Source organism: Acidisoma cellulosilyticum (assembly GCF_020621385.1).
GTDB lineage: Bacteria > Pseudomonadota > Alphaproteobacteria > Acetobacterales > Acetobacteraceae > Acidisoma > Acidisoma cellulosilyticum.
In genome coordinates this window covers 58,803-81,922 of record NZ_JAESVA010000017.1, presented here as the reverse complement: position 1 = coordinate 81,922, position 23,120 = coordinate 58,803, and the positions used below count along the sequence as shown (strand labels likewise).

The 23,120-nt window shown below is 65.0% G+C and carries 19 protein-coding genes; 5 read left to right on the top strand and 14 right to left on the bottom strand.

From position 1 onward, the window contains the following. Both ACELLULO517_RS26880 and ACELLULO517_RS26875 read right to left on the bottom strand, forming a co-directional pair. Positions 1-2,483: hypothetical protein (locus ACELLULO517_RS26880; protein ID WP_227310623.1), on the bottom strand; the 2,483-nt coding region annotated here is incomplete at its 3' end. Between the two features lie 521 nt (positions 2,484-3,004). Then, the gene (locus tag ACELLULO517_RS26875; RefSeq protein ID WP_227310622.1) at positions 3,005-3,832 is read right to left on the bottom strand and encodes a sulfotransferase family protein; all 828 of its coding nucleotides are present in this window, start codon (positions 3,830-3,832) and stop codon (positions 3,005-3,007) included. Between the two features lie 238 nt (positions 3,833-4,070). Between ACELLULO517_RS26875 and ACELLULO517_RS26870 the strand changes: the two genes are divergently transcribed. The 4 genes from ACELLULO517_RS26870 (at position 4,071) to ACELLULO517_RS26855 (ending at position 7,095) form a co-directional block, all read left to right on the top strand. Then, a complete protein-coding gene (locus tag ACELLULO517_RS26870) occupies positions 4,071-4,586 on the top strand; it encodes a methylated-DNA--[protein]-cysteine S-methyltransferase (RefSeq protein WP_227310621.1) in 516 nt (171 codons plus the stop codon). 2 nt (positions 4,587-4,588) lie between these two features. Continuing rightward, complete coding sequence (locus ACELLULO517_RS26865) at positions 4,589-5,170, top strand: alpha-ketoglutarate-dependent dioxygenase AlkB (RefSeq protein WP_227310620.1); 582 nt, start codon at positions 4,589-4,591, stop codon at positions 5,168-5,170. Positions 5,171-5,172: 2 nt separating this feature from the next. Then, a complete protein-coding gene (locus ACELLULO517_RS26860; protein WP_227310619.1) occupies positions 5,173-5,814 on the top strand; it encodes a DNA-3-methyladenine glycosylase family protein in 642 nt (213 codons plus the stop codon). A 156-nt stretch (positions 5,815-5,970) separates the two neighbouring features. Beyond that, positions 5,971-7,095, top strand: coding sequence for an acyltransferase family protein (locus ACELLULO517_RS26855; protein ID WP_227310618.1), 1,125 nt, complete (start codon positions 5,971-5,973; stop codon positions 7,093-7,095). Positions 7,096-7,154: 59 nt separating this feature from the next. Here the strand turns inward: ACELLULO517_RS26855 and guaA are convergent, their stop codons facing one another. The 4 genes from guaA to guaB all read right to left on the bottom strand — a co-directional run bounded on the left by guaA (position 7,155) and on the right by guaB (position 12,261). Continuing rightward, positions 7,155-8,723 carry a glutamine-hydrolyzing GMP synthase gene (gene guaA / locus ACELLULO517_RS26850; protein WP_227310617.1) on the bottom strand — a complete coding sequence of 523 codons (1,569 nt, stop codon included), beginning with the start codon at positions 8,721-8,723 and terminating at the stop codon, positions 7,155-7,157. Between the two features lie 183 nt (positions 8,724-8,906). Beyond that, the gene (locus ACELLULO517_RS26845) at positions 8,907-9,437 is read right to left on the bottom strand and encodes a GNAT family N-acetyltransferase (protein WP_227310616.1); all 531 of its coding nucleotides are present in this window, start codon (positions 9,435-9,437) and stop codon (positions 8,907-8,909) included. Further along, positions 9,434-10,720: an RsmB/NOP family class I SAM-dependent RNA methyltransferase gene (locus tag ACELLULO517_RS26840; RefSeq protein ID WP_227310615.1), complete on the bottom strand. Its 1,287-nt coding sequence runs from the start codon at positions 10,718-10,720 to the stop codon at positions 9,434-9,436. Before ACELLULO517_RS26840 ends, ACELLULO517_RS26845 begins: the two co-directional genes overlap by 4 nt. A gap of 38 nt (positions 10,721-10,758) precedes the next feature. Then, positions 10,759-12,261: an IMP dehydrogenase gene (gene guaB, locus ACELLULO517_RS26835; protein ID WP_227310627.1), complete on the bottom strand. Its 1,503-nt coding sequence runs from the start codon at positions 12,259-12,261 to the stop codon at positions 10,759-10,761. 367 nt (positions 12,262-12,628) lie between these two features. Here guaB and ACELLULO517_RS26830 point away from each other — a divergent pair, with 367 nt between their 5' ends. Further along, positions 12,629-14,068, top strand: a complete 1,440-nt coding sequence (locus tag ACELLULO517_RS26830) for an MATE family efflux transporter (protein WP_227310614.1) — start codon at positions 12,629-12,631, stop codon at positions 14,066-14,068. A 107-nt stretch (positions 14,069-14,175) separates the two neighbouring features. Here ACELLULO517_RS26830 and ACELLULO517_RS26825 read toward each other — a convergent pair whose 3' ends face one another. From ACELLULO517_RS26825 to ACELLULO517_RS26790, 8 genes are all read right to left on the bottom strand, one after another. Beyond that, on the bottom strand, positions 14,176-15,645 hold the full coding sequence (locus tag ACELLULO517_RS26825; protein WP_264481693.1) for an HAL/PAL/TAL family ammonia-lyase: 1,470 nt from the start codon (positions 15,643-15,645) through the stop codon (positions 14,176-14,178). Positions 15,646-15,810: 165 nt separating this feature from the next. Further along, entirely contained in the window at positions 15,811-16,743 is a 933-nt protein-coding gene (locus tag ACELLULO517_RS26820) for a 3-hydroxyacyl-CoA dehydrogenase (protein WP_227310613.1), read from the bottom strand. A gap of 33 nt (positions 16,744-16,776) precedes the next feature. Next, positions 16,777-17,304, bottom strand: coding sequence for a gamma carbonic anhydrase family protein (locus ACELLULO517_RS26815; RefSeq protein ID WP_227310612.1), 528 nt, complete (start codon positions 17,302-17,304; stop codon positions 16,777-16,779). A 9-nt stretch (positions 17,305-17,313) separates the two neighbouring features. Further along, positions 17,314-17,718, bottom strand: a complete 405-nt coding sequence (locus tag ACELLULO517_RS26810; RefSeq protein ID WP_227310611.1) for an SMP-30/gluconolactonase/LRE family protein — start codon at positions 17,716-17,718, stop codon at positions 17,314-17,316. Between the two features lie 35 nt (positions 17,719-17,753). Next, the gene (locus ACELLULO517_RS26805; protein WP_227310610.1) at positions 17,754-18,686 is read right to left on the bottom strand and encodes a BKACE family enzyme; all 933 of its coding nucleotides are present in this window, start codon (positions 18,684-18,686) and stop codon (positions 17,754-17,756) included. A 26-nt stretch (positions 18,687-18,712) separates the two neighbouring features. Then, the gene (locus tag ACELLULO517_RS26800) at positions 18,713-19,489 is read right to left on the bottom strand and encodes an SDR family oxidoreductase (RefSeq protein ID WP_227310609.1); all 777 of its coding nucleotides are present in this window, start codon (positions 19,487-19,489) and stop codon (positions 18,713-18,715) included. A gap of 18 nt (positions 19,490-19,507) precedes the next feature. Next, the gene (locus tag ACELLULO517_RS26795; RefSeq protein WP_227310608.1) at positions 19,508-21,532 is read right to left on the bottom strand and encodes an ABC transporter permease; all 2,025 of its coding nucleotides are present in this window, start codon (positions 21,530-21,532) and stop codon (positions 19,508-19,510) included. Next, positions 21,529-23,094, bottom strand: a complete 1,566-nt coding sequence (locus tag ACELLULO517_RS26790; protein WP_227310607.1) for a sugar ABC transporter ATP-binding protein — start codon at positions 23,092-23,094, stop codon at positions 21,529-21,531. Before ACELLULO517_RS26790 ends, ACELLULO517_RS26795 begins: the two co-directional genes overlap by 4 nt. Positions 23,095-23,120: the final 26 nt, after the last annotated feature.

Below are 23,120 nucleotides of genomic sequence, written 5' to 3'. Positions count from 1 at the left end.
CCGCGCCCGCCGGACCCGCCGGTTTGCGTGACGCTGGCATAGGCCGAATGGCCTGTGGCGAGGGCCGTGCCGCTGGCCGCGCCGCCCGCCCCGCCGGTCTGGCCGGTGCCGGACCCGCCACCGCCGGCCCCGCCCGCGACATTGACGGTCATACGGGCCGGCTGACTGGTCGAGGTGGTTTCGTCCGAGCCGGTCGCCGTGGCCGTCCCGCCGACGCCGCCATTGGTCGAGCCAATGCCGCCGGCCCCGCCGGTGGCCGAGGCCTGGCCGGTGACGCTATTGGGGCCGGTCAGCGTGACGGCCGCCTTGGCCGCGGTACCGGTCAGACCGGCGCCGGCATGGCTTTGGCCGGCATTCCCGGCATTGGCCGTGCTATTGCCATAGAGGGAACTGGCGTGGGTGGCACTGGCCGTATCGTCGAAGGTGAGGTTGGATATGGCAGCGCCACCGGCGCCGCCCAGCGTGGCGCCATAGCCGCCTGACCCACCGCTGGCGGTCTGGGCCAGGCGCAAGGTACCGCCGGCTGTCGAAGCGGTGACGGCGTTGGTCAGCGTGCTGGCAGCCCCCGCACCACCGGCGGCCACGTAACCCCGGCCGCCTGACCCACCCGTCTGATTTGCCGTGGCAGATGCGCTGAAACCATCGGCCGTGGCGGCAATCTTGCTGGCGACGCCGCCGGCGCCACCCACCTTGCCCGCGCCGCCGCCCCCACCCACCGCGGTGGCGACTGCTGACGCAATGCCCCCGGTCGCGGTTGTGCTGGTCGCGGTCGCATAGGTTCCGGTCGCAGCACCACCGGCACCGCCATTGGCCGCGCCGCTGCTGCCACCGCCACCGGCGCGCGTCATAGCGCGCGCATAGGTCGAATAATTGCCTGTCGTCTTGCTCGTACTGGCGACCGTGCTTGTGGCGGTGCCGCCGACGGCGCCATCGGCCGTGCCGGTCCCGGTGCCACCCGATCCGGCATTGGCATAGCCGCGACCGTTCACGGCAGCCGCCCCTGTCAGGGCAACCGCGGCATTGGCCGCACCGGCCTTGCCCGGTGTGGTGCCGGTGCCACCCGCGCCGCCATTGGCCGTGCTGGCGCCGTAGAGGAAGCCGGCGGTCGTGGGATTGGCCGTTGCGTCGTCGAAGGTCAGGCTGGCATTGGCCGCCCCGCCCGCGCCACCCGTCCCCGTCGTTCCGCCATAGCCGCCGCTGCCGCCATTGGCCGTCTGGTTCAGGTTGAGCGTGCCGCCGGTGGAGGATCCGCTCACCGCATTGGTCAGCGTGCTCGCTGCCCCGGCACCGCCGGCCGCGCCGCTTTGGCCACGTCCGCCGGACCCGCCGGTTTGCGTCAGGTTGACATAGGCCGAATGGCCTGAGGCCGAGGCCGTGCCGCTGGCGGCGCCACCCGCACCCGCGGTCTGGCCGACGCCCGATGCGTTGCCACCGTTCCCACCCGCGACATTGACGCTCATCTGCGCCGTCTGGGTGGTCGATGTGGTCTTGGTGGAACCACTCGCCTTGGCCGTTCCACCCGCCCCGCCATTGGTCGAGCCATTGCCACCGGTCCCGCCGCTGGCCGAGCTCGATCCGTTGACGCTATTGGCGCCGGTCAGCGCCAGCGTCGCCGTCGCCGCCGCACCGGCCAAGCCCGCTCCGGCCTGGCTTTGGCCACCATTCCCGGCATAGGCGTTGCTGCGGCCGTAGACAGAACTCGCATGGGTGGCGTTAGCCGTATCATCAAAGGTGAGGTTGGAGGTGGCTGCCCCGGCGACACCGCCGATCGTACCGTAGCCGCCGGCGCCGCCGCCGGCACTTTGATACAGGCGCAAAGCACCGCCGGTCGTCGAAGCCGTGACGGCATTGGTCAATGTGCTGGCCGCGCCCGCACCGCCGCCGGCGCCACCATAGCCGCGTCCGCCTGACCCGCCTGTCTGGAGAACCTTGGCCGTCGCGCTGAAACCTGTCGCTTGCGCGGTCGTACCGCTCGCGATGCCGCCCGCGCCGCCGGTTTGGCCGGCGCCATAACCACCGCCGCCCGCGCCGCCGGCGACATTGGCCGTGCTGTAAGCGGAGTTGTTCGCCCCGGTCGCATTGGCGATAGCGGTCGCCGTCGCGGCGCCGCCACTGCCTGCCGCCGCGCCGGCCCCTGTATTGGCGGTATTGGCATTGCCCGGCGCGCTTGCGGCGCCACCGCTACCGCCATTCGCCGTCGCGGAAACTGTCAGGCTGGCCGCGAGCGTCGCATCGGTCGTGGCTGACGCCGCGCCGCCCTTGCCGCCCGCACCGGCCGCGCCACCGATGCCGGCACCGCCACCACCCTTGCCGCCACTGCCACCGGCGCCACCACGGGCCTCGGTCGAGTCGAAGGTATCGACGCCGTTCCCGCTATTTGTCAGGGTTTCCGCGCCGCCAGGCCCGCCGGCTTGCCCCGCGGCTCCGCTGGTCAGCCCGTTCGCGCCCGAGCTCCCGGGCGAACCTGTCTGATTGACATCCACAGCGTTCGCTCCCGAAAGGACTCGCGGATCGACACGCCTGGAAAGCGGGCGTCATCTGTTCCGTTGGCAGAAAACGTAACGAACGGTTTCGCTTGTGTAAACCAAATGTTTACCTAATCGACCGATTGATGAATTGCGGACGTGACGCCGTTTCATCACTTCGAAGGCAGAGCGCCGAAATAGACTGAAATCATCGGACTTATGAAATCGCTTGAACCTGTCACAAACCTTAATACAGGTAATGAACGGTCTAATTTACGATCTTGCCTGTGAAGATGAGTCTTTTAAAATATCACTTTGTATTTGCACTTTATTCGTTTCAATTATGGGTCAATAAAAACGATCCATAAGCCCAGGCTGTCCGCATTCGGCCATAGTCGCCTTGCCCCACCCGTCCAGCCAGACAAGACCCATTGCCTGGTACCGGACGAAACGAACTTCTCAATTTAGCTGCTTAAGACAAAAAGCATCATAAATCAGTAATACCGGCCCAGGAATTTGCGCCAATAGTGGTAGAGGGTTCAGCGGGTGAGCTGGATCATGGAAACGCCACGCAGATTGGCATCGGGCCAACGCCAGAACATGTCATTCTCGAACCGTTCGAACAGACCCGGTGGCAGCACGGTCTGGCGGTCCACCCACTCCACCCGACGGCGGACGGTATGCAGGCCCCGGGCGCCCAGGGCAGCGTCGAAATCCTCGGCCTCATATTCAACGCTTTCGAAATCATGCTCGAACGGCGCCTCGCCCAGCATGTCGTACAGCAGGCGCATGGTATCGGCCGGTGCCTGCGTCAGGGCGCTGTACTCGACCAGGATCAGTTTCGACGCCAACTCGCTGTAATAGGCCTCGCGCAAAGCATCCAGGGCAAAGCCCACCAGCCCGTCGCTGGCCGCCAGGCGGTTGACGCGCGTATAGACCGTGCCCGCAGCCTCGAAACCGAACATGCCCGACAGTTCAAAGGCGTTGCGGCGGATCAGACGTTCGACGGAATCCATGATCCAGGCGATATCACGCACGCAGCAGATGAAGCGCGCCTCGGGAAATAGCTGCACCAGGGCAGGCAGCTTCGTGCACCAGGCCCGGTTGGTATCGAATACCAGCTTCTGCGGGTGAAGCTGCGCGTAGTAGCTGGAAAACAAACCCCGCAGCATATCGCGTCGCTGCGGCTCCGTGATGAAGACGGCGGTTTCGTTGCGCCGGCTCATAGCGGTTTCCATCGCCATATAGATAGAGCCGACAGGGCTGGTCATTCCGGCATGGTAGCGCGGGTTCTGCCGCAAAATCCCCGCCAGCAAGGTGCTGCCGGAGCGGGGCAAGCCAGAGATGAAATTTATCCCGCTATCCATCTCTTTGCCTTTGCCTAAGGGTCGGCCCAGACCAATTGTCTAGTCTGCGGGATGTCACGGTGTAAAGCGACCGCCACCAGTGAGGGATGCCCCTTGGCCCGGGTTTTTACGAGGGCGCGGCAAACCAAGAATGGCCGTGACGACACCACGGTATCGACCGCATCCAACCCCGCCAAGATGAGCCCCTCGCGCGGCTAGAATCGTCGGGGTAAAAGAGGGCTCTGCAAGGAGCCTCGCCTTGACCCCCGTCTTCACCCACGCCTTCACATGGATGGAGTCCCCCATCGGCCGGTTGAAGTTGGTTGCCAGCGACCGCGGGCTGGCGGCGGTGTTGTGGGAGGTCGATCGCCGCGCCTATCGCCATCTGACAGACATCAACGAAGATCCATCGCATCCGATGCTGGTGGAAGCTAAAGCGCAGCTCACCGATTACTTCGCTGGCACAGGAAAAACCTTCACCATGCCGCTCGATTTCGAGGGCAAGGACTTCCAACGGGACGTCTGGCAGGCGCTGCTCGCCATTCCCTACGGCGAGGTCCGCAGCTATGGCGAGATTGCGCGCCTGATCGGCCGCCCGAAAGCCGTGCGGGCCGTGGGGGCTGCCGCCGGCATGAACCCCATCGCGGTCATCGCGCCCTGCCATCGCGCCATCGGCACCAACGGCGCCCTGACCGGCTTTGCCGGCGGCCTCGCCGCCAAAACCAAGCTTCTCGCCATCGAAAGCGCCGAGACCCAGCCGAGCCTCGCCTTCTGACGATGGCAGAGCAATTCTCACTGTCGCTCGATAGCCCTTTGCCGGTTTCTGGCCTCAGCTTTCGTGCGGACGCGATCAGCACGGCAGAGGAAGCGCGCCTGATCGCGGCTATCGACCGGATCGACCTGCCGCCATTCGCCTTCCAGCGATGGACGGCCAAGCGCCGCACGAAATCCTTCGGCTATCTCTATGATTTTCGGAATGCCGATTTTGGCCCGACCGAACCCATTCCGGATTTTCTGAACCCGGTCCGCACGATCGCCGCCGGTTTCGCTGGGGTCGCGACAGAAAACCTCGTCCAGGTCTCGATCATCCGCTATGACCCCGGCGCCGGCATCGGCTGGCATCGGGACCGGCCGGAGCTTGATGCGGTCATCGGTTTTTCGCTCGGCGCACCAACGGTCATGCGCTTTCGGCGCCGGCGCGGCACGGCGTTTGAGCGGGCAAACATCGCATTGCCGCCGCGCTCGCTTTATCTGCTCGCCGGCGAAGTGCGATACGACTGGGAACACAGTATCGCGCCCATGGACGCACTGCGCTGGTCGGTCACCTTTCGGGGCCTCGCTGCCCCGCAGCCGGGTTGACCATGGGCCTTTCCGTCGACCAGTTGCGCGAAGCGCTGACCGCCCTCGCGCGGCTCGACCCGGCCATTGCCCGCGCCTTGGAGCGCGCCGGCCATCCGCCGCCGCGCATCTCCGCCCGCGGCTATGAGACTTTGCTGCGCACGATCATCGGCCAGCAGATCAGCACGGCCTCGGCCCGCGCGACCTGGACGCGGATGCAGACGATGCTCGGCGATACCGCCTCCCCTGCCGCCGTGCTGAGCGCGTCGGACGAGAGCCTGCGCGCCGCCGGCCTCTCCCGCCAGAAGGCCGGTTATGCGCGCAGCCTTGCTGGCCTTGTGGCGACCGGCGACCTTGACCTCATGAACCTGCCGCCGGACGATGAAGCGGCGATCGCGGCGCTGATCCGCATCAAGGGCATCGGCCGTTGGTCGGCGGAAATCTATCTGCTGTTTTCGGAAGGGCGAGCCGATATCTGGCCGGCGGGCGATCTCGCCATCCAGATCGCGGTCGGGGATATCCTGGGGTTGGAGGGCCGTCCTTCGGAGACGCTGGTGCGAACGCTCTCCGAAAGCTGGCGGCCGCATCGCGGTGCCGCTGCCATCCTTGCCTGGCATCACTACAGCATGCGCGGGAAGATTAAGGCCGACGCGATGCCGCTGTAAGATCTGGCTTAAGCTCTGGTTTAAGATCTGGCCGGTTTGCCCTGAGGATATAGTCGAAGCTTGAACCAAATCTGAATAAACCATTAGTCAAATTGGGCAGGTAGATCATTCATTCCGAATAAAATACGAAAGGAACTCGGCTAAAAGGGAAGAATGATGGAGCCGGATAAGGCGGGTCATCAGCATATTGCGGCATTGGACGGTCTCAGAGGTATCGCCGCTTTTGCCGTCGTTTGGTACCATATGACGGGTCAGGCCCATGGCGGGGTCTCGACGCCATTTCATGGCTATCTCGCGGTCGATTTTTTCTTGATTTTGAGCGGGCTTGTCGTTGCCAGGGCTTATGAGACGAAATTGCGCGCCCATATGACGCTGCTGCGTTTCGTTAAAATCCGGCTGATCCGGCTTTATCCGATGATCCTGCTGGGAATCGCCTGCGGTTTCGCGTCGAAGCTGGTCGCATCCTACCATTTCTCCCCGGCCGTCGATATCGACCGGTCGCGAATTTTTATCGCGGCCATATTTGGATTGCTGCTGATCCCTTATCCGGACAAGCAAACCTTCGGCGGAGCGTTATTTCCGCTCGACATCCCGCTCTGGACGCTGATGCTGGAGGTTTGGGTCAATATTCTCTATGCGGCCATCCTCGTCCTGAAAAGCAGAACAATTCTGTTCGGCATGACGATCCTCGCGATCACTCTTGGGTCGGGCGCCGATATTGTCTTCGCGATCAAGCAACATTATCTGAATGGCGGCAGTGATCTATCAACCCTATCGACCGGCATCGCCCGTATCGGCTGCGCCTTCTTTATCGGCGTCGCCCTGCATCACCTGCTGACGCCGTCGCGTGTCGCGGTGCTGCCCTCAATACCCTTCCCCGTTCTGGCACTGTCCCTGCTGGGCATCATGTTTATGGGTCCGGCATTCGACTGGCCGTTTGATATTCTGGCCGTCCTGGTCTTGTTTCCGGCCATTGTCGTTCTGGGCGTAAAGGATCGGACAGGGCGAAGATGGCGGAAACTGGCAATATTCGCCGGAGCCGTCTCCTACCCGGTCTATGTTCTGCACGAGCCGACCTTTGCGCATTTCGCGCATATCAAGCATTTGCCTGCGGTGGTGGAGCTGGCAATCTTCAGCGCCGCTTTTGGCGCGATCGTCGCCGTCAGCTATGCGGCCTCCCGCTTCTATGACGAACCTGTTCGTCACTGGCTGAACCGCAGGCTTCAGACCAAGCCTCGCGTGCCAGCCTTCGCGCCGACCAACGGCGGCAAACCGACCTGACCGGCCTCAGGGCGCGGGCAAGGCGCGGCCGGCGAGGCCTAGCCGGGATCAACCAAAAATCACTCCCACTCGATCGTGCCAGGCGGCTTGCTGGTGATGTCATAGGTCACACGGTTGATGCCGCGCACCTCGTTGACGATGCGATTGGCAACGCGGGAGAGGAAAGACACCTCGAACGGATAGACATCCGCCGTCATGCCGTCGGTGCTTGTCACCGCACGCAGCGCACAGGCAAGGTCATAGGTGCGGCCGTCGCCCATTACGCCGACGCTGCGCACCGGCAACAGCACAGCGAAAGCCTGCCAGATGGCGTCATACAGATTGTTGAGCCGCAGTTCCTCCAGGAAGATCGCATCGGCCCGGCGGAGAAGCGAAAGCTTCTCGCGGGAAATGGCGCCCGGAATGCGGATCGCGAGGCCCGGCCCCGGGAAGGGATGACGGCCGACCATGCTATGCGGCAGGCCGAGTTCCAGGCCCAGCAAACGAACCTCGTCCTTGAACAGCTCACGCAGCGGCTCCACCAGCTTCATGCGCATCCGGTCCGGCAGACCGCCGACATTGTGGTGCGACTTGATGGTGACGGAGGGGCCGCCGGTGAAGCTCACGCTTTCGATGACGTCCGGATAAAGCGTGCCCTGCGCCAGGAATTCGGCGCCGCCAAGCTTGGCAGCCTCCTCCTCGAAAACGTCGATGAACAGCTTCCCGATCGTCTTTCTTTTCTTTTCCGGATCGTCGACGCCTTCCAGCGCGCCCAGGAACATGTCGGACGCATCGCGATGGATCAGCTTGATATTGAAGCGGCCACGGAACAGGTCCACGACCTGATCGGCCTCATTCTCGCGCAGCAGACCATGATCGACGAAGATGCAGGTCAGCTGATCGCCGATCGCCTCATGGATCAGCGCGGCCGCGACGGCGGAATCGACGCCACCGGACAGGCCGCAGATGACGCGGCCACCGCCGACCTGTTTACGGATCGTGTCGATCTGCGTCTGGCGGAAGCTCGCCATGGTCCAGTCGCCCTGACAGCCGGCGACACCATGGGTGAAATTGCGGATGATGGCGGCGCCATGCGGCGTATGGGCAACTTCCAGATGGAACTGCACGCCGTAGAAACGACGCTCGTCATCGGCGATCGCCGCGAAGGGGGAGCCGTCGCTGGCACCGACCGACCGAAAGCCCGGCGGGATCTTCGTCACCCGGTCGCCATGGCTCATCCAGACCTGCTCGCGCGCGCCAGGGGCCCAGCCTTCGTCGATCCCGTCGAACAGCGCGCAGTTATCCGTCACCTCGACATAGGCGCGGCCGAATTCCCGATGGTCATGCCCTTCCACCAGCCCGCCCAGCTGCGCGCACATCGCCTGCTGGCCGTAGCAGATGCCCAGCACCGGCACGCCCATCTGGAAGACGATTTCCGGCACGCGAGGCGAGACCTCCTCGGTCACGCTGGCCGGGCCACCCGAGAGGATGATGCCACGCGGCGCGTAATCGGCGATTTTCTGCGGGTCGGTGTTGAAGGGCCAGATTTCGGAATAGACGCCGCTTTCGCGCACGCGGCGAGCGATCAGCTGCGTGAACTGGCTGCCGAAATCGAGGATGAGGATACGGTCTGCGGTGATCTGTGCCATGTCGCGATATGAACCTGTGCCACGGTGGAGGCAAGAGATTCGCGCGCAAACCTCCTAGAAAATGGCAGCAGGGAGGAGAGTCAGACGATCTTTCTTTTTCTGAAGAAAAAGAAACAAAAAGACTTCATTCAGAAGATTTTTTGGTTCTTTGCGCAGGGCATCCTGTTTGCAAAAAAGAACTGCTTAAACGGCCAGCAGCCGTTCGATCGGGTCCCAAACGAAAGCCGTCTGCGGCTGGTTCTCTCCGCCGACACGGACCTGGCCCTCCATCGCGCGGACCCCGCCCATCCGCTCATAGAACCAGCGGCTGGGATTCTGGCTGAGCACCCAGACGAACAGGCTGCCGCAGCCCTGCGCCGCCAGGTCCACCGCCGCCGCCCGCATCAGCGCGCGACCCACGCCCTGTTCGCGGAAATCATCCAGCACGTACAGCGTCTCGATCTCGCCTTCGGCGATGGTCGGATGCGCCAAGGGGCCGGCCGTCACGAAGCCGATGACGGCAGGGCGCGGCGGATCATCGGCATCCGGCACGGCGACATGAACGATATGCGCGGTGCGGATCAGGCGGGAATAATACAATTCCTGCTGATCCGGGTTGAGATGCGTCAGCGTGCGGTCCGGCAGCATGCCGGGATAGGCGCTGCGCCAGGCCGCGACATGAACCGCCGCAATTCCGGCCGCATCCGTCACACGGGCGGGCCGGACGATGCTCACTTGCGTTCGAGCACGGCCGCGAAAAACCCGTCCGTGCCGTGGCTCGCCGGGGTCAGATGCACCATGCCGTTGCGGGCAAGCTTCGCGGCCTCGGGCCGACCAGGGTCGACCAGAGCGAAATCCTCGTTCGCGGCCAGGAAGCGCTGCACCTGTTCCTCATTCTCGGCCGGCAGAACGGAGCAGGTCGCGTAGACCAGCCGCCCGCCCTTGCGCAGAAAGCGCGAGGCCTCCTGCAGGATGCTGGCCTGCTTGACCACAAGCTCGGACAGGTCCTGCTCCGTCAGCCGTCCCCGCGCATCGGGGTTGCGGCGCCAGGTGCCGGTGCCGGTGCAAGGCGCATCGACCAGCACGCGGTCATAGGTCTCACGACGCCGCTTGGCCCATTTGCCGTCGCCCGGGACCAGCAGATGCTGCTCGACATTATGCACACCCGCCCGACGCAGCCGGCGCACGGCGCCGTCCAGACGTGGGGCGGAGGTATCGGCCGCCAGGATATGGCCTTTGTTTTCCATCATCATCGCCATGGCCAGCGTCTTGCCGCCGGCGCCGGCACAATAATCCAGCACCCGCAGACCGGGCTGGGGCTCGGCCATCAGCGCCACGATCTGGCTGCCTTCGTCCTGGATCTCGACAAGCCCGCTCTGAAAGGCTTCACCGGTCACGACGGGACGGCGCCCTTCCACCCGCAGGCCCCAGGGGCTGAAGCGACCGGATTTGGCGGCGATGCCTTCGGCTGCCAGGGCGTCCATCGCCTGCTGGCGCGTGCCCTTCAGCATATTGACGCGCAGGTCCAGCGGCGCCGGGGTCAGCATGGCCGCCACTTCCCGATCGGTTTCCGCCCCGAAACGCGCTTCCAGAAGCGGGTAAATCCAGTCCGGCACTTCCAGCCGCACGGCGGGCGGCATGGCCGGATGCTCGATCGTATGATCCTTCAGGCGGCGTAGCGTCTCCGCCTCGTCCGATTCCAACGGCTGCGGCGCGTATTTCCCGCCGGAGAACATGGCGCAGACATCGCCGTAGATCTGGCCGCCCAAAACGGCGGCGGCGCTGACCAGCATGCGCCCGCTGGCCTGGCCTTGCGCCCGTTCGATCCACCAGGTCAGGCGGCGATGCTGACGCATCACGGACCACGCCTGGTCGGAGACCGCGCGGCGATCGCCGCTGCCGATATAGCGACGGCTGCGGAAGAAATCATTCGCCACCGCGTCGGCAGGCTTGCGGGGGGCGGCCGCTATCGCGTCCAAAAGCGCGATAGCAGCCTCGAAACGGGCATTGGGGGTCAAATCAGGCCGCCTATGAGAATGGTCGGTCGCGCAGGAACTCAGTCGCGACGGTAGTTGGGGGCTTCGCGCGTGATCGTCACGTCATGGACATGGCTTTCACGCAGACCGGCATTGGTCACGCGGCGGAAGCGGGCGCTGCGCTGCAGCTCGGCAATGTCCGGGCTGCCGGCATAGCCCATGCCGGCGCGCAGGCCGCCGACCAGCTGATGCACAACGGCCGAGATCGGGCCCTTATAGGCGACCTGACCTTCGATGCCTTCCGGCACCAGCTTCAGCTGGTCCTTGATGTCCTGCTGGAAGTAGCGGTCGGCCGAGCCGCGGGCCATGGCGCCGATGCTGCCCATGCCGCGATAGGCCTTGTAGCTGCGGCCCTGATACAGAAACACCTCGCCCGGCGCTTCGTCGGTGCCGGCCAGCAGGCTGCCGATCATCACCGCGCTGGCGCCGGCCGCGATCGCCTTCACGACATCGCCCGAGGTGCGGATGCCGCCATCCGCAATCGCCGGCACGCCCATCGTCCGGCAGGCGGCGGCGGTTTCCAGCACGGCGCTGAACTGCGGCACGCCGACGCCCGCGACAACGCGGGTGGTGCAGATGCTGCCCGGTCCAATGCCGACCTTCACCGCGTCCGCGCCGCTATCGATCAGCGCTTCGGCGCCGTCCGGCGTCGCGACATTGCCGGCGACGACTTCGACGGAATTCGACAGGCCCTTGATGGTCTCGACCGAGCCCAGCACGCCGCGCGAATGGCCATGCGCGGTATCGACGACGATGACATCCACGCCCGCCGCGATCAACGCGCGCGCCCGCGCCTCGCCGTCGGCGCCGACACCGGTCGCCGCCGCCACGCGTAGGCGGCCCAGATCGTCCTTATTCGCCAGCGGATAGGCTTCGGCCTTGTCCATGTCCTTGACGGTGATGAGACCGACGCAGCGATATTGCGCGTCCACCACCAGCAGCTTTTCGATGCGGTGCTTGTGCAGCAGGCCTCGTGCCTCTTCCGGCTTGGCACCTTCGACGACCGTCACCAGACGGTCATGCGTCATCAGTTCGGACACGCGCTGACCGGGATCGGTCGCGAAACGCACATCGCGGTTGGTGAGGATGCCGACCAGCTTGCGCGTCTGCTGTTCCACCACCGGAATGCCGCTGATGCGGTTGGCGGCCATCAGCGCGCGGGCTTCGGCCAGCGTCGCACCGGGATGGATCGTGACCGGATCGACGACCATGCCCGATTCGAAGCGCTTGACGCGACGGACCTGGGCGGCCTGTTCCTCGATCGTGAGATTCTTGTGGATGACGCCGATACCGCCCAGCTGGGCCATGGCGATCGCCATGGCCGATTCCGTCACGGTATCCATGGCGGCGGCAATGACCGGGATATTGAGGGAGATGTTCCGGGTGAAGCGCGTCGCGGTGCTGACGGTGCTGGGCAGGACCTGGGAATAGTTCGGCACCAGAAGCACGTCGTCGAAGGCAAGCGCTTCTTCGACCGGCGGCCGGGTCACCACCTGGCGGCGAATGTCGAGTGCCTGTTCCATCGAATTGTCGGGGGTCAAATCACTGGATGCCATGGCCTGCCTCTAATGTCCCTGCGAAACCTTGGCGAGGCCACATACTCCGCACTGTGGTGCGGTGCAAGAAAACGCAGCGCGACCCTGGCCTGCTTATCCATTTGTCAAGTAATTGACGCGCGCGCTTTTATACGCGTGCTGGGCTGCCCAAGTGACGGGGGTTGTTTGTCCTCAACTCGGCCGGTCAGGCCGTCGCGGATCGCTGCATGAGGGCGGACGACGTGAGGCGGAGTGCCGCGCCTGCATTCTGGCTCACCCTGGCGGCATCACCCGCGCCGGGCTATCTCATGCCCGGCAAGACAGGCCGCCGAGAAAGACTGAGGAAAAACCCGAGATGGCGAAAACTCCCCCCTCGGGCAGCAAAGGCAGCCATGCCCGCTTCCTCACTGGTTCGATCATGCGGCATGTCACGGTCATGGCGCTGACCGGTGGCATCGGCATCATCGCCGTCTTCGCGGTCGATCTGCTCAACTTCTTCTATATCTCGCGGCTCGGCGAAAAGCCGATCGCCGCCGCCGTGGGCTTCGCCGGCGCCATCGGCTTCTTCCAGATTTCCATCGGCATCGGCCTCACCATCGGGATCGGCGCCGCCGTCTCCACCGCCATCGGCCGGGCGGACGGCATCAGCGGCAGCACCGCCCCGCGCATCGCGACCACCAGCCTGATCGTCATGGCCGTCATCACCCTCGCCCTCGGCCTGTTCACTGCCGCCGCCCGCAACCCGCTGCTGGGCCTGCTGCAGGCGACCGGGGAAACGAAATCCATGGCCGCCACCTATCTCCTCATCATCTCCCCCGCCCTGCCGCTGATGATCCTCGGCATGTGCGCGGGCGCGCTGCTGCGCTCGGCGGGGGCCGCCAAACGGGCGATGAACGTGACGCTGTTCGGCGCCCTGGCGGTCGCCGTCATGGACCCGATCTTCATCTTCGCGCTGCATCTAGGGCTGGAGGGTGCCGCCATCAGCACCGTCATCTCGCGCGGCATGATGGGGTTTCTGGGCCTCTATTACGTGCATAAGCAGGGGCTGCTCGGCCGGCCGGATTTCGCGCAGGCGCGCGAAGACATGGCACAGGTCGGCCGCGTCGCCGGTCCCGCCATCCTGACCAATCTGGCCACCCCGGTCGGCTCCTCCTACGTCACCCACAGCATGGCGCATTTCGGCGTCGCGGCGGTCGCGGGCCAGGCCGCGATCGACCGTATCGTGCCCGTCGCGTTCGGCACGCTCTTCGCGCTGACCGGCGCGGTGGGGCCGATCATGGCGCAGAATCTCGGCGCCGGCCGCACGGATCGCGTGAAGGAAACGCTGCGGGCGAGCCTGATTTTCATGGTCATCGCCGTGGTGATTGCCTGGGCGATACTGGCCAGCGTGCAGGATCTGCTGGCCCTCGCCTTCCAATCCAAAGGCGTTGCGGCCGATCTGCTGCATTTGTTCTGTAGCTGGATTGCCGGCACGGCGATCTTCATGGGCGGGCTGTTCGTGGCCAATTCCGCCTTCAACAATCTCGGCCGCCCCGGCTACGCGACGGTGATGAACTGGGGCAGGGCCACGCTCGGCACCATCCCCTTCGTCCATTTCGGGGAACAGTACGGGCCGCTCGGCGTGCTCATCGGCCAGGCCGCCGGATCGGTCGTCTTCGGGCTGCTGGCGATCGTCCTCGCCTTCTGGACGGTCGACCGTCTGCACCGCGACACCATGGCGCGCGTGCCGGTGCCCATCATCGCGGTGCCAGGCGGGCGCAACGCCGCCAGTAATTTCGAGACGGACGAGGGGTGAGTATTGGGGGCGTTTCCGACTAAACCTGACGAACGTGAAGAAGGACAACCCAATCCTTGTCTTGCGCGCCCGCCGCGAACGGCTGAGTCAGCACCGCCCAAAGCCCCCTACCCGCCAGCCACCTCATAAGGCGAGCGTTCCAGCAGATCCCGCAGCCGGACAATATCGCCACTCATCGGCCGGTCATCCGCATAGGTCGGCACCATGGCGCGGATGGCGCCGCGCAGGGCGGCCGTCGCCGGTGCCAGCGCAACACCGGGCTGGCAGTCATAGGCCTGGGCGGCCGTCAGCAGCTCGATCGCCAGCACATCGCGGAGGTTGTCGAGAATACTCAGAAGTTTTAGCGCCGCCGGGGTGGAATGCGGCAGCATATCCTCCTGCAGGGCCGAGGTAATGCCGCCGTCCAGGCTGGCGGGCAGCGACAGGCGCCGGTTCTCGGCCACCAAAGCAGCCGCCGTATATTGCGCGATCATATAGCCGGAAAACACACCGCCCTCGGCCGCCAGAAAGGCAGGCAATCCGCTCACCAGCGGGTTCACCAGCCGGTCGGTCCGCCGCTCCGATATCGCCGCCAATTCCGCCGCCGCCGGGGCCAGCGCATCCAGCGCCAAAGCGAGACCGGTCGCGACCGCATGGGCTTCCGACCGCACCACCGGCGCCTCGGGCGTGCCGCCCACCGCGGGATTGTCGGTGACACTTTGAAGCTCGCGGATCACCACCGCCTCCGCCGCCACGAAAGCGTCGCGCGCGGCGCCATGCACATGCGGCACGGCCCGCAGGCTGAGCGGGTCCTGCGTGCGGCTGCCCAGCCGCCCGGCCAGCATCGCGCTATCCGCCAGCCAATGCCGCATGGCCTGCCCGACGCGCTGCAAGCCGTCCGACTTGCGCAAAGCGAGCGTCACCGCATCGAAAGTCCCGGCCTGCGCGCCGAGGTTTTCATAGGTCAGCGCGGCGGCGGCATCCGCCCAATCCAGCAGGCGCTGCAGACGGTCCAGCGCAACCGAGGCCAGGCCCGTCGCGCAAGGCGTGCCGTTGACCAGGCTCAAACCCTCCTTCGCTTCCAGCACCAGGGGCGTGCGACCGATCCGCGCCATGGCCTGGGCACCGCTGATCCGCTCGGCGCCCACCATCGCCTCGCCCGCGCCGATCAGTACCAGGCCGATGGCGGCGGCATGGGTCAGATAGCCGACCGAGCCGCGCGACGGGATAACGGGGAGAATATCCGCCCGCAAAAGGTCGATCAGCGCGTCCACCACGTCCAGCCGCACGCCGGACGCGCCATGGGCGAAGCCCGCGATCTGGGCGGCCATTACCGCGCGCGTTTCCACGCGGCCCAAAGCCTCCCCCAGACCGGCCGCATGGCTGAACAGGATATTGCGCGACAGCGCCTGCTGCCTTGGCCGGTCGATCAGCACATCGCACAAAGCGCCGACCCCGGTATTGATGCCGTAGCCGCGAATGCCCTGTACGGAGAGCGCTTCCACAATCAGCCGGGCATGGCGGATGCGGCCGGCGGCCCCCTCCGACAGGGTCAGCCGGGCGCCGCGCGCGACAGCGGCGATAGCGGCGGGCGTCAGTGGACCATCAAGCCGGACTTCACGGCAGTGACGACCCCAAGTCGATTGTTCGGCGAGAATGAGCGAGCCTCCGAAGCTTAGGCGAAGCAGGCGTCACATCTCGCCTCAACGTCCCGCCGATTTTCGCGGAGCCTGGGCAGGCTTGCAAGCCGCAAACGCGGCACCCTATCCCGGCTGGCCCGCCTTATGGGCCAAAAGCGCCATCAACCGCCGGTCCCGCCAGGTCTGCCGCGCGCTCTGCTGATCGGCCGGCAGCCTCTCCCGCTGCGCTGCATGCAGGCCGCCGATCAGGTCCTTGGACCAGGACGGGGTCTTGCTCGCGGCCATCATGGCCCGGAAAGGGCCGCCGTAGCGGGCGCAGTAATCGGCCAGACCGTCGGGCGCATTAAGGTCGATCGTCTCGAAAGGCCCCATGAAGGACCAGCGCAGACCAAGCCCCTCGCGCACCGTCGCGTCGATATCGGCAGGGTCCGCATAGCCTTCCTCGACCAGATACATCGCCTCCTGCAGCAAGGCAGCCTGCAAGCGGTTGAGCAGGAAGCCCTCGATTTCCTTTTTCACGATGGCCGGCACCATGCCGGCCGCTTCCATCAGCGCGCGTGCCTGCTGCACGATAGCGGGATCGGTCCAGGGGGATGGGCCAAGTTCCACGATCGGGATCAGATAAGGCGGATTGACGGGATGGGCGACCAGGCAACGCTGCGCCCCGGGCAGACCCTCGCTGAACAGGCTGGCGCGGATGGTGCTGGTGGAACTCGCCAGGATCGTCTCGGGGGCCGCGATTTTGTCCATGCGGGCGAAAAGCTCCCGCTTGCGCAGGACATCTTCGGGTCCGTTCTCCTGAACATAGATGGCCCCGTCCAGCACCTGTTCCAGGCTTGCTGCCCCATGCAGGCGGGACAGGATGGCAGCCTCGCTCTCGCCCCGCAGCAGATTTGCGGCGGTCAATTCGGGCAGGCGCGCGGCGATGAAATCGCGCGCCGCCGAAACGGCCGAGGCCTGCGGGTCCCAAAGCCAGACGTCATGCCCGGCGCGGGCGAAGACGATGGACCAGGCGCGGCCGATCAACCCTGCGCCGACGATTGCGATTTTTGCCATCTCTATCTCCCGCTGCGCCGTTCGCCGGCTTCTTCAGTCTTGCGCGATCTCAGCATGATCGCGGTAGCGTTGCCAATTGCGGATATAGCTATCCGTGCCCGCACGCATACGCGCAGCCTGTTCGGCCGTCACCTCCCCCACCACCTTGCCGGGAATGCCCTTGACCAGGGCATTGTCGGGAATGACCTTGCCCTCCCCGATGAAAGCCATGGCACCGATCAGACAATTGCGACCGATGCGCGCACCGTTGAGGATAACGGCACCGATGCCGATCAGCGAATTCTCCCCGATCGTGCAGCCGTGCAGCATGGCCTGATGGCCGACGGTCACATGCGCGCCGATATCCAGCGGAAAGCCAGGGTCGGTATGCAGCACGGCATTGTCCTGCACATTGCTGCCCTGTCCGACGGTGATGCGCTCATTATCGCCGCGCAGCACCGCGCCCCACCAGATTGACGCATCACGGCAAAGCGTCACCCGGCCGATGACGGTCGCATTCGGCGCGATCCAGTAATCCTCGTTTTCCGTCTCAACGCCGATGCCGTTCAGGACAATGCGCATCAGGATGCCTCAGCCAAGGAAACGGGATTCGGAAATGCCCTTCACGCCCAGGCCATGGATCGCGAACAGATGGCCCGCCATCGGCCCGTCCTCGGGGAAGCGCGGCAACGGCGGACGCGCCATGGAGGTGACATACATGACATCCATATCGGGACCGCCGAACATGACGCTGGTCGCCTTCAACACCGGCGTCTTGATGATGCGGTCGATTGTCCCGTCCGGCGCGAAACGCACGATCTGCCCGGAATAGACCGCCGCTTCCTGCACCTCCGTGCCCTGTTCCGTGCAACGAAAGACCTTGTCGCCGAAACTGTCGATCCAATACAGCCGCTGCTCCTCCACATCCCAAAGCGGGCCCTCGCCCAGGATGTTCTTGCAATCGACCAGCACGCGAATATCCGCGTCCCCGCTCATACCGCTCTCTCCCGTCTTTTTCTTGGTGGATCCGTTCAGAAAGCGACCTTGTCGCCGCCCTTCAGCTCCAGAATCGCCCGCGCCTCATCGGGCGTCGCGACGGACAGGCCCAGACCGTGCACGATCTCCGCCGCACGCTGAACCTGCTCGGCATTGCTGCGGGCAAGTTCACCCGGCCCGATCCACAGACTGTCTTCCAACCCGACGCGAATATGCCCGCCCATACCGGCGGCCATCGCCGCGATCGGCATCTGCATGCGTCCACCGCCGAGCACGGACCAGCGATAATCGTCACCGAACAGCCGGTCCGCCGTGCGCTTCATATGCATGACGTCTTCGGGATGCGTGCCGATACCGCCGAGAATGCCGAAGACGGTCTGCACGAAGAAGGGCGGCTTGACCAATCCCCGATCGACAAAATGCGCGAGATTGTAGAGATGGCCGGTATCGTAGCATTCGAACTCAAAGCGCGTGCCGTTGCCGGCGCAGGCCGCGAGCGCGTATTCGATATCCTTGAAGGTATTGCGGAAGATAAGATCGACGCTGTTTTCCAGATGCGACCTTTCCCACTCATGCTTGAAATCCTTGAAGCGCTTCAGCATGGGAAACAGGCCGAAATTGAAGGACCCCATATTGAGCGAGGCAACTTCCGGATGATGCGTCATTGCCGGCCCGATACGCTCATCGATCATCATATAGGGCGCACCGCCGCTGGTGAGATTGATCACCACATCGGATGCCTGCTTGATCCGCTTGATAAAGGGCAGAAAAGCCTCCGGGCTCTGATCGGGCCTGCCGGTCTCCGGATTGCGGGCATGAAGATGGACGATAGCGGCGCCGGCTTCCGCCGCGCCGATGGCGGCCTCGGCAATCTCATCCGCCGTCACCGGCAGATAAGGCGACATCGAGGGCGTGTGGATCGCACCCGTGACAGCGCAGGTGATGATGACTTTTCTGGCAGCGGCCATGCGACCCTCCTGTTTCTCAGCTTATCTCAAAGGCTTTCGACATTGCCGCAGACGGCAATGGATTGGCCGGAAATATTCCACCCGGCCTGGGTGCAAAGGAAGATGGCGGCGGATGCGATATCATCCGGCGTCACCATATGGCGCAGCGAAATGCGCTGAAGATATTCGGCCTCCATCGCCTCGTAAGGCACGCCGGTCTGTTCGGCGCGAGCGCGGATGACGCCTTCCATGCGCGGGCCTTTGACGATGCCGGGCAGGATGGCGTTGACGCGAATACCGTCCGGACCCAGTTCCTTGGCCAGGCTTTGCGTGAAGCCGACGATCGCCCATTTCGACGCGGAATAGGGCGTGCGATAGGCATAGCCGAAACGCCCGGCCGAGGAAGACATATTGACGATCGCGCCCTCGCCCGCCGCCCGCAGATGCGGCACGGCGTAATGCGCGCAATAGAACTGGCCGTTGAGGTTGATGTCGATCGTGCTGCGCCAGGCGCTGGTCGCGATTTCGTCCACCGTCCCCGTGGGGCCGGCGATGCCCGCATTATTGATCAGCACATCAAGACCGCCGAGCGCCGCGACGGCCTCGCTCACCATGCGTTCGACCTGCGCCTCGTTCGAGACATCGGCGATGGAGGTCGAGACGCCCAGCACCGCCGCGCATTCCGCGAGAGCGCTTTCATTGACGTCGCAGACATGCACTTTCGCGCCGTCCTCAACGAAAGCATCGGCAATGGCGCGGCCGATGCCGCTTGCCCCTGCGGTGACGAGAACCCTGAGACCGGGCTTAACCTGACGTTTTTGCATGATCCGTTCCTATCCAACTCAGCCGGGTGCGCGTTCGCGCAGCGCGACAACCGCTGCCAAGACGACAGCGCCATAAAGAATTTCGCGTATGGCCGGCGGTGTCGTCGTGCCGGCCAGCAGGGTTTGCAAGGCCGTCAGCAGCAGCACGCCGCCGACCATGCCAAGGTAATGGCCGCGCCCGCCGGTAATCAACGTGCCGCCGACCACGACGACGGCGATGGAGGGGAGAAGATAATCGTCCCCCATGCCAAGGCTCGCCTGGCCGCTGAAACCCGCCAGCATGATGCCGACGAGCGAGGCGCAGACCGCGCTCAGGACATAGACCCCGATGGTAGTGCGCCCGACATTGACGCCTGACAGCCGGGCGACGCGGGGGTTGTTGCCGACCGCGTAGATGCGGCGGCCGAAACTCGTGCGCGACAGTAGCAGGCTTGCGGCAATGATAAAGGCCAGCACGAACCAGATGGCAGGCGTGATGCCGAACAGTTGACCGGTCATGATCCAGCGCAGCGCTGGCGGCGCGAAGCCCGAGGGCGTGCCGCCGCTATACAGCAGTGCCACACCCTGCAGGATGCCGTTCATGCCGAGTGTGACCACGATCGGCGGCAGGCCGAACAGCACGACGCCGGCCCCGTTGACGACGCCGATGGCAGCCCCCACCAGCAAGACCAGCGGCACGGTCCAAATCGCGGCATCCGCGCTGCCCTGGGCGAAGCCGGCGACAAGGATGCCGGCAAGGCCAATGGTCCAAGGCACTGACAGATCGAGCCCGCCGGTCAGGATCACCGCACCCTGCCCGAGGGCGAGGACGATCAGGAAGGAGCAGAGCACGGCCAGCACGCCGAGATAATGCGGACCGATCCCGCCGAACATGAAGCCGGTGACGACGAGCACGATCAGGAAGCAGAGATAGGCCGGCAGGCTGTAGCGCAGCACCTCGCCATGCCGTCGCAGCCAGGGCACGCGCGGCACCACCGTCGCTGGCCCATCCATGCCGAGCCTGACGGTCGGCGCCGCACCACCCCGACGCGGCTGCCAGGCCGGCAGGCGGGGGGCCGCCAACCAGCGTGCCACCGGCAGATTGGCGTTGGCGACGCCGCTGAAGGCGGCGAGGATCAGGATCAGCCCTTCGACCACCGTGCCGTAATAGGCCGGCACATTGAGCACGAGCAGGATATTGACGATGAGCATCAGCGCATAGGCACCGAAGACGGAGCCCACGCAGCCGCCGCGTCCACCGCCCAGCACGGTGCCGCCGATGACGACCGCCGCAAAAATTTGCAGCAGCAAGGGGTCGCCCACCAGCGGGTCGCCGGTGCTGGTCTGCGCCGTCACCATGACGCCCGCGAGGCCGTAAGCCGCGCCCGACAGGGCATAGGTGATGAAGGTAGTGCGCGCAACCTTGATGCCGATAAAGCGTGCGGCATCGGCGTCGCTGCCGATGGCATAAAGCGCGGTGCCGAATCGCGTCTGTTTCAGCAAGCCCCAGATGACCAGCACGGCGACGATCAGGATCAACGGCGCCGGCAACAGATTAGGGATCGCGCTGCCCGTGAAAAAGGCGGCGAAATCCGCAGGCACCGACCCACCGGGCTTATCCATCACCAGCAGCGTCACGCCCTCGGTCACGAACATGACAGCCAGCGTCACGACAATCGGCTGCAACCGCAGCAGTGCCACAAAGAAGCCGTTGACCGCGCCGACGAGCGCGCCGACCCCGATGCCCACGACGGCCCAAAGGATTTCGGAACCCGGCGTCGTGCCCAGATGCGTCGCCAACAGAACATTGACGAGAGAGATCACGGCCCCGGCGCTGAGATCGAAACCGCCGGTCAGAATAACAAGCGTCTGCCCCACGGCGGCCAGCGCCAGCGGCGCACCGCCGGATGAGAGATAGGAGACGTCGAAATAGCCCATCGGCGCGGCCGAGAGCAGATTGACGGCGATCAGCAGCAGCAGAAAGACCGCAATCGCGGTCAGCAACCCACGCTTGCGCAGCAGTTCCGGCATGAAGCTGCGATGGGATGAGACAAGGCCACTCATGCGAAGGCTCCGACGCGCGGATGGGTTTCAGGCTGCGCGCTCGGCGCATCATCGCGATGGCCGAGCGCCGCCGCCATGATCGCGGCCTCGGTTATATCCTGGCCGCGCAACTCACCCGCGATACGCCCGCCATAGACCACCATGACGCGATGGCTAAGGCCGATGACCTCAGCGATTTCCGTCGAATAGAGCAGCACGGCACCACCGGCGGCGGCGAATTCCGCAATCAGCTGGTAGATCTGATGCTTTGTGCCGACATCCACACCGCGCGTCGGATCGAACAGCAGCAGGATGCGGCTGCCGGCGACGAGCGAGCGGGCCAGGACGATCTTCTGTTGATTGCCGCCGCTGAAGGATCGCGCCGGGCGGTACAGCGCCCACAGATCCACCTGCACGCGGGCGAGTGCCGCCGATACCGCCGCACGCTCCCCCGCCACATCGATGAAGCCGGCGCGGGTAAAGCGCTCGATCACCGGCAGGGTGGTATTGGCGCAACCGTCAAGCTTGAGGAACAGGCCTTCGGTCTTGCGTTCCTCGGGCACCAGATTGATGCCGATCCGCGCGTCGATCGCGTCGCGCGGGGACCGCAGCGTGACGGGCTTGCCGTCCACCAGAATCTCGCCTGTCCGGGCTTCGATATCGCCGAACAGCGTCAGGAAAAGATCGCGCTGGCCCATGCCCTGCAGACCGGCGACACCCAGAATTTCACCGGCGCGGAGGGTCAGATCGGCTGCCTTCATCTCACCGCCGCCAAGACCCCGCGCCTCCAGCACGATCTGCGCCGCCTCCGCTGCCAAGCATTTGGGCGGAAACGTCGCGGCGATGGACCGGCCGATGATACGCTCGATCACCTCCGCGTCGCTAACGGCAGACACCGCGAAAGTGCCCACACTCTGGCCATTGCGTAATATTGTGAGATCATCGCAGAAGGCCCGCACTTCCGGCATGCGGTGAGAGATGAACAGGATCGTCGTGCCCGCGGCCTTCAGCCGGGCGATGATATCGCCCAGCCAATCGATATCGTCGCCCGACAGCGCCGAGGTCGGCTCGTCCAGCAGCAGAATGCGCGGCTTGCGCATCAACGCCCTTGCGATCTCGATCTTTTGCCGCACCGCCAGATCGAACCGCCGGATTTCGGCGCGCGGCGAGACTTGGCCGAGGCCCAGGCTTTCCAGATGTGCCGCCACCTGCGCCTGCCCCTGCCGCCGCTTCAACAGGCCCGTCATCCCGATCGGCTGATAGGGGAGCAGCATATTCTCCCAAACCGTCAGGTCAGGCACCTGCGTCAGTTCCTGAAAGGCGGTCGCCAGGCCCGCGCGATGGGCGTCGCGCGGGCTGGCGAAATGCACATCCTGGCCAAAGATCGCGATCTGGCCTTGATCCGGCTGCACCAGGCCGCTCAGCATCTTGACCATGGTCGATTTGCCGGCGCCGTTCTCGCCCAGCAGCGCGTGAACCGTGCCGGTTGCCGCCGCAAAGCTCGCATCCGACAAGGCAACCGTCGGGCCATAGGCTTTGCGGATCTGGCTGACGGCAATCGCGGATTGATCGGCCAAGGTCATGATACTGTCGCCTTCATTCTGTCGGC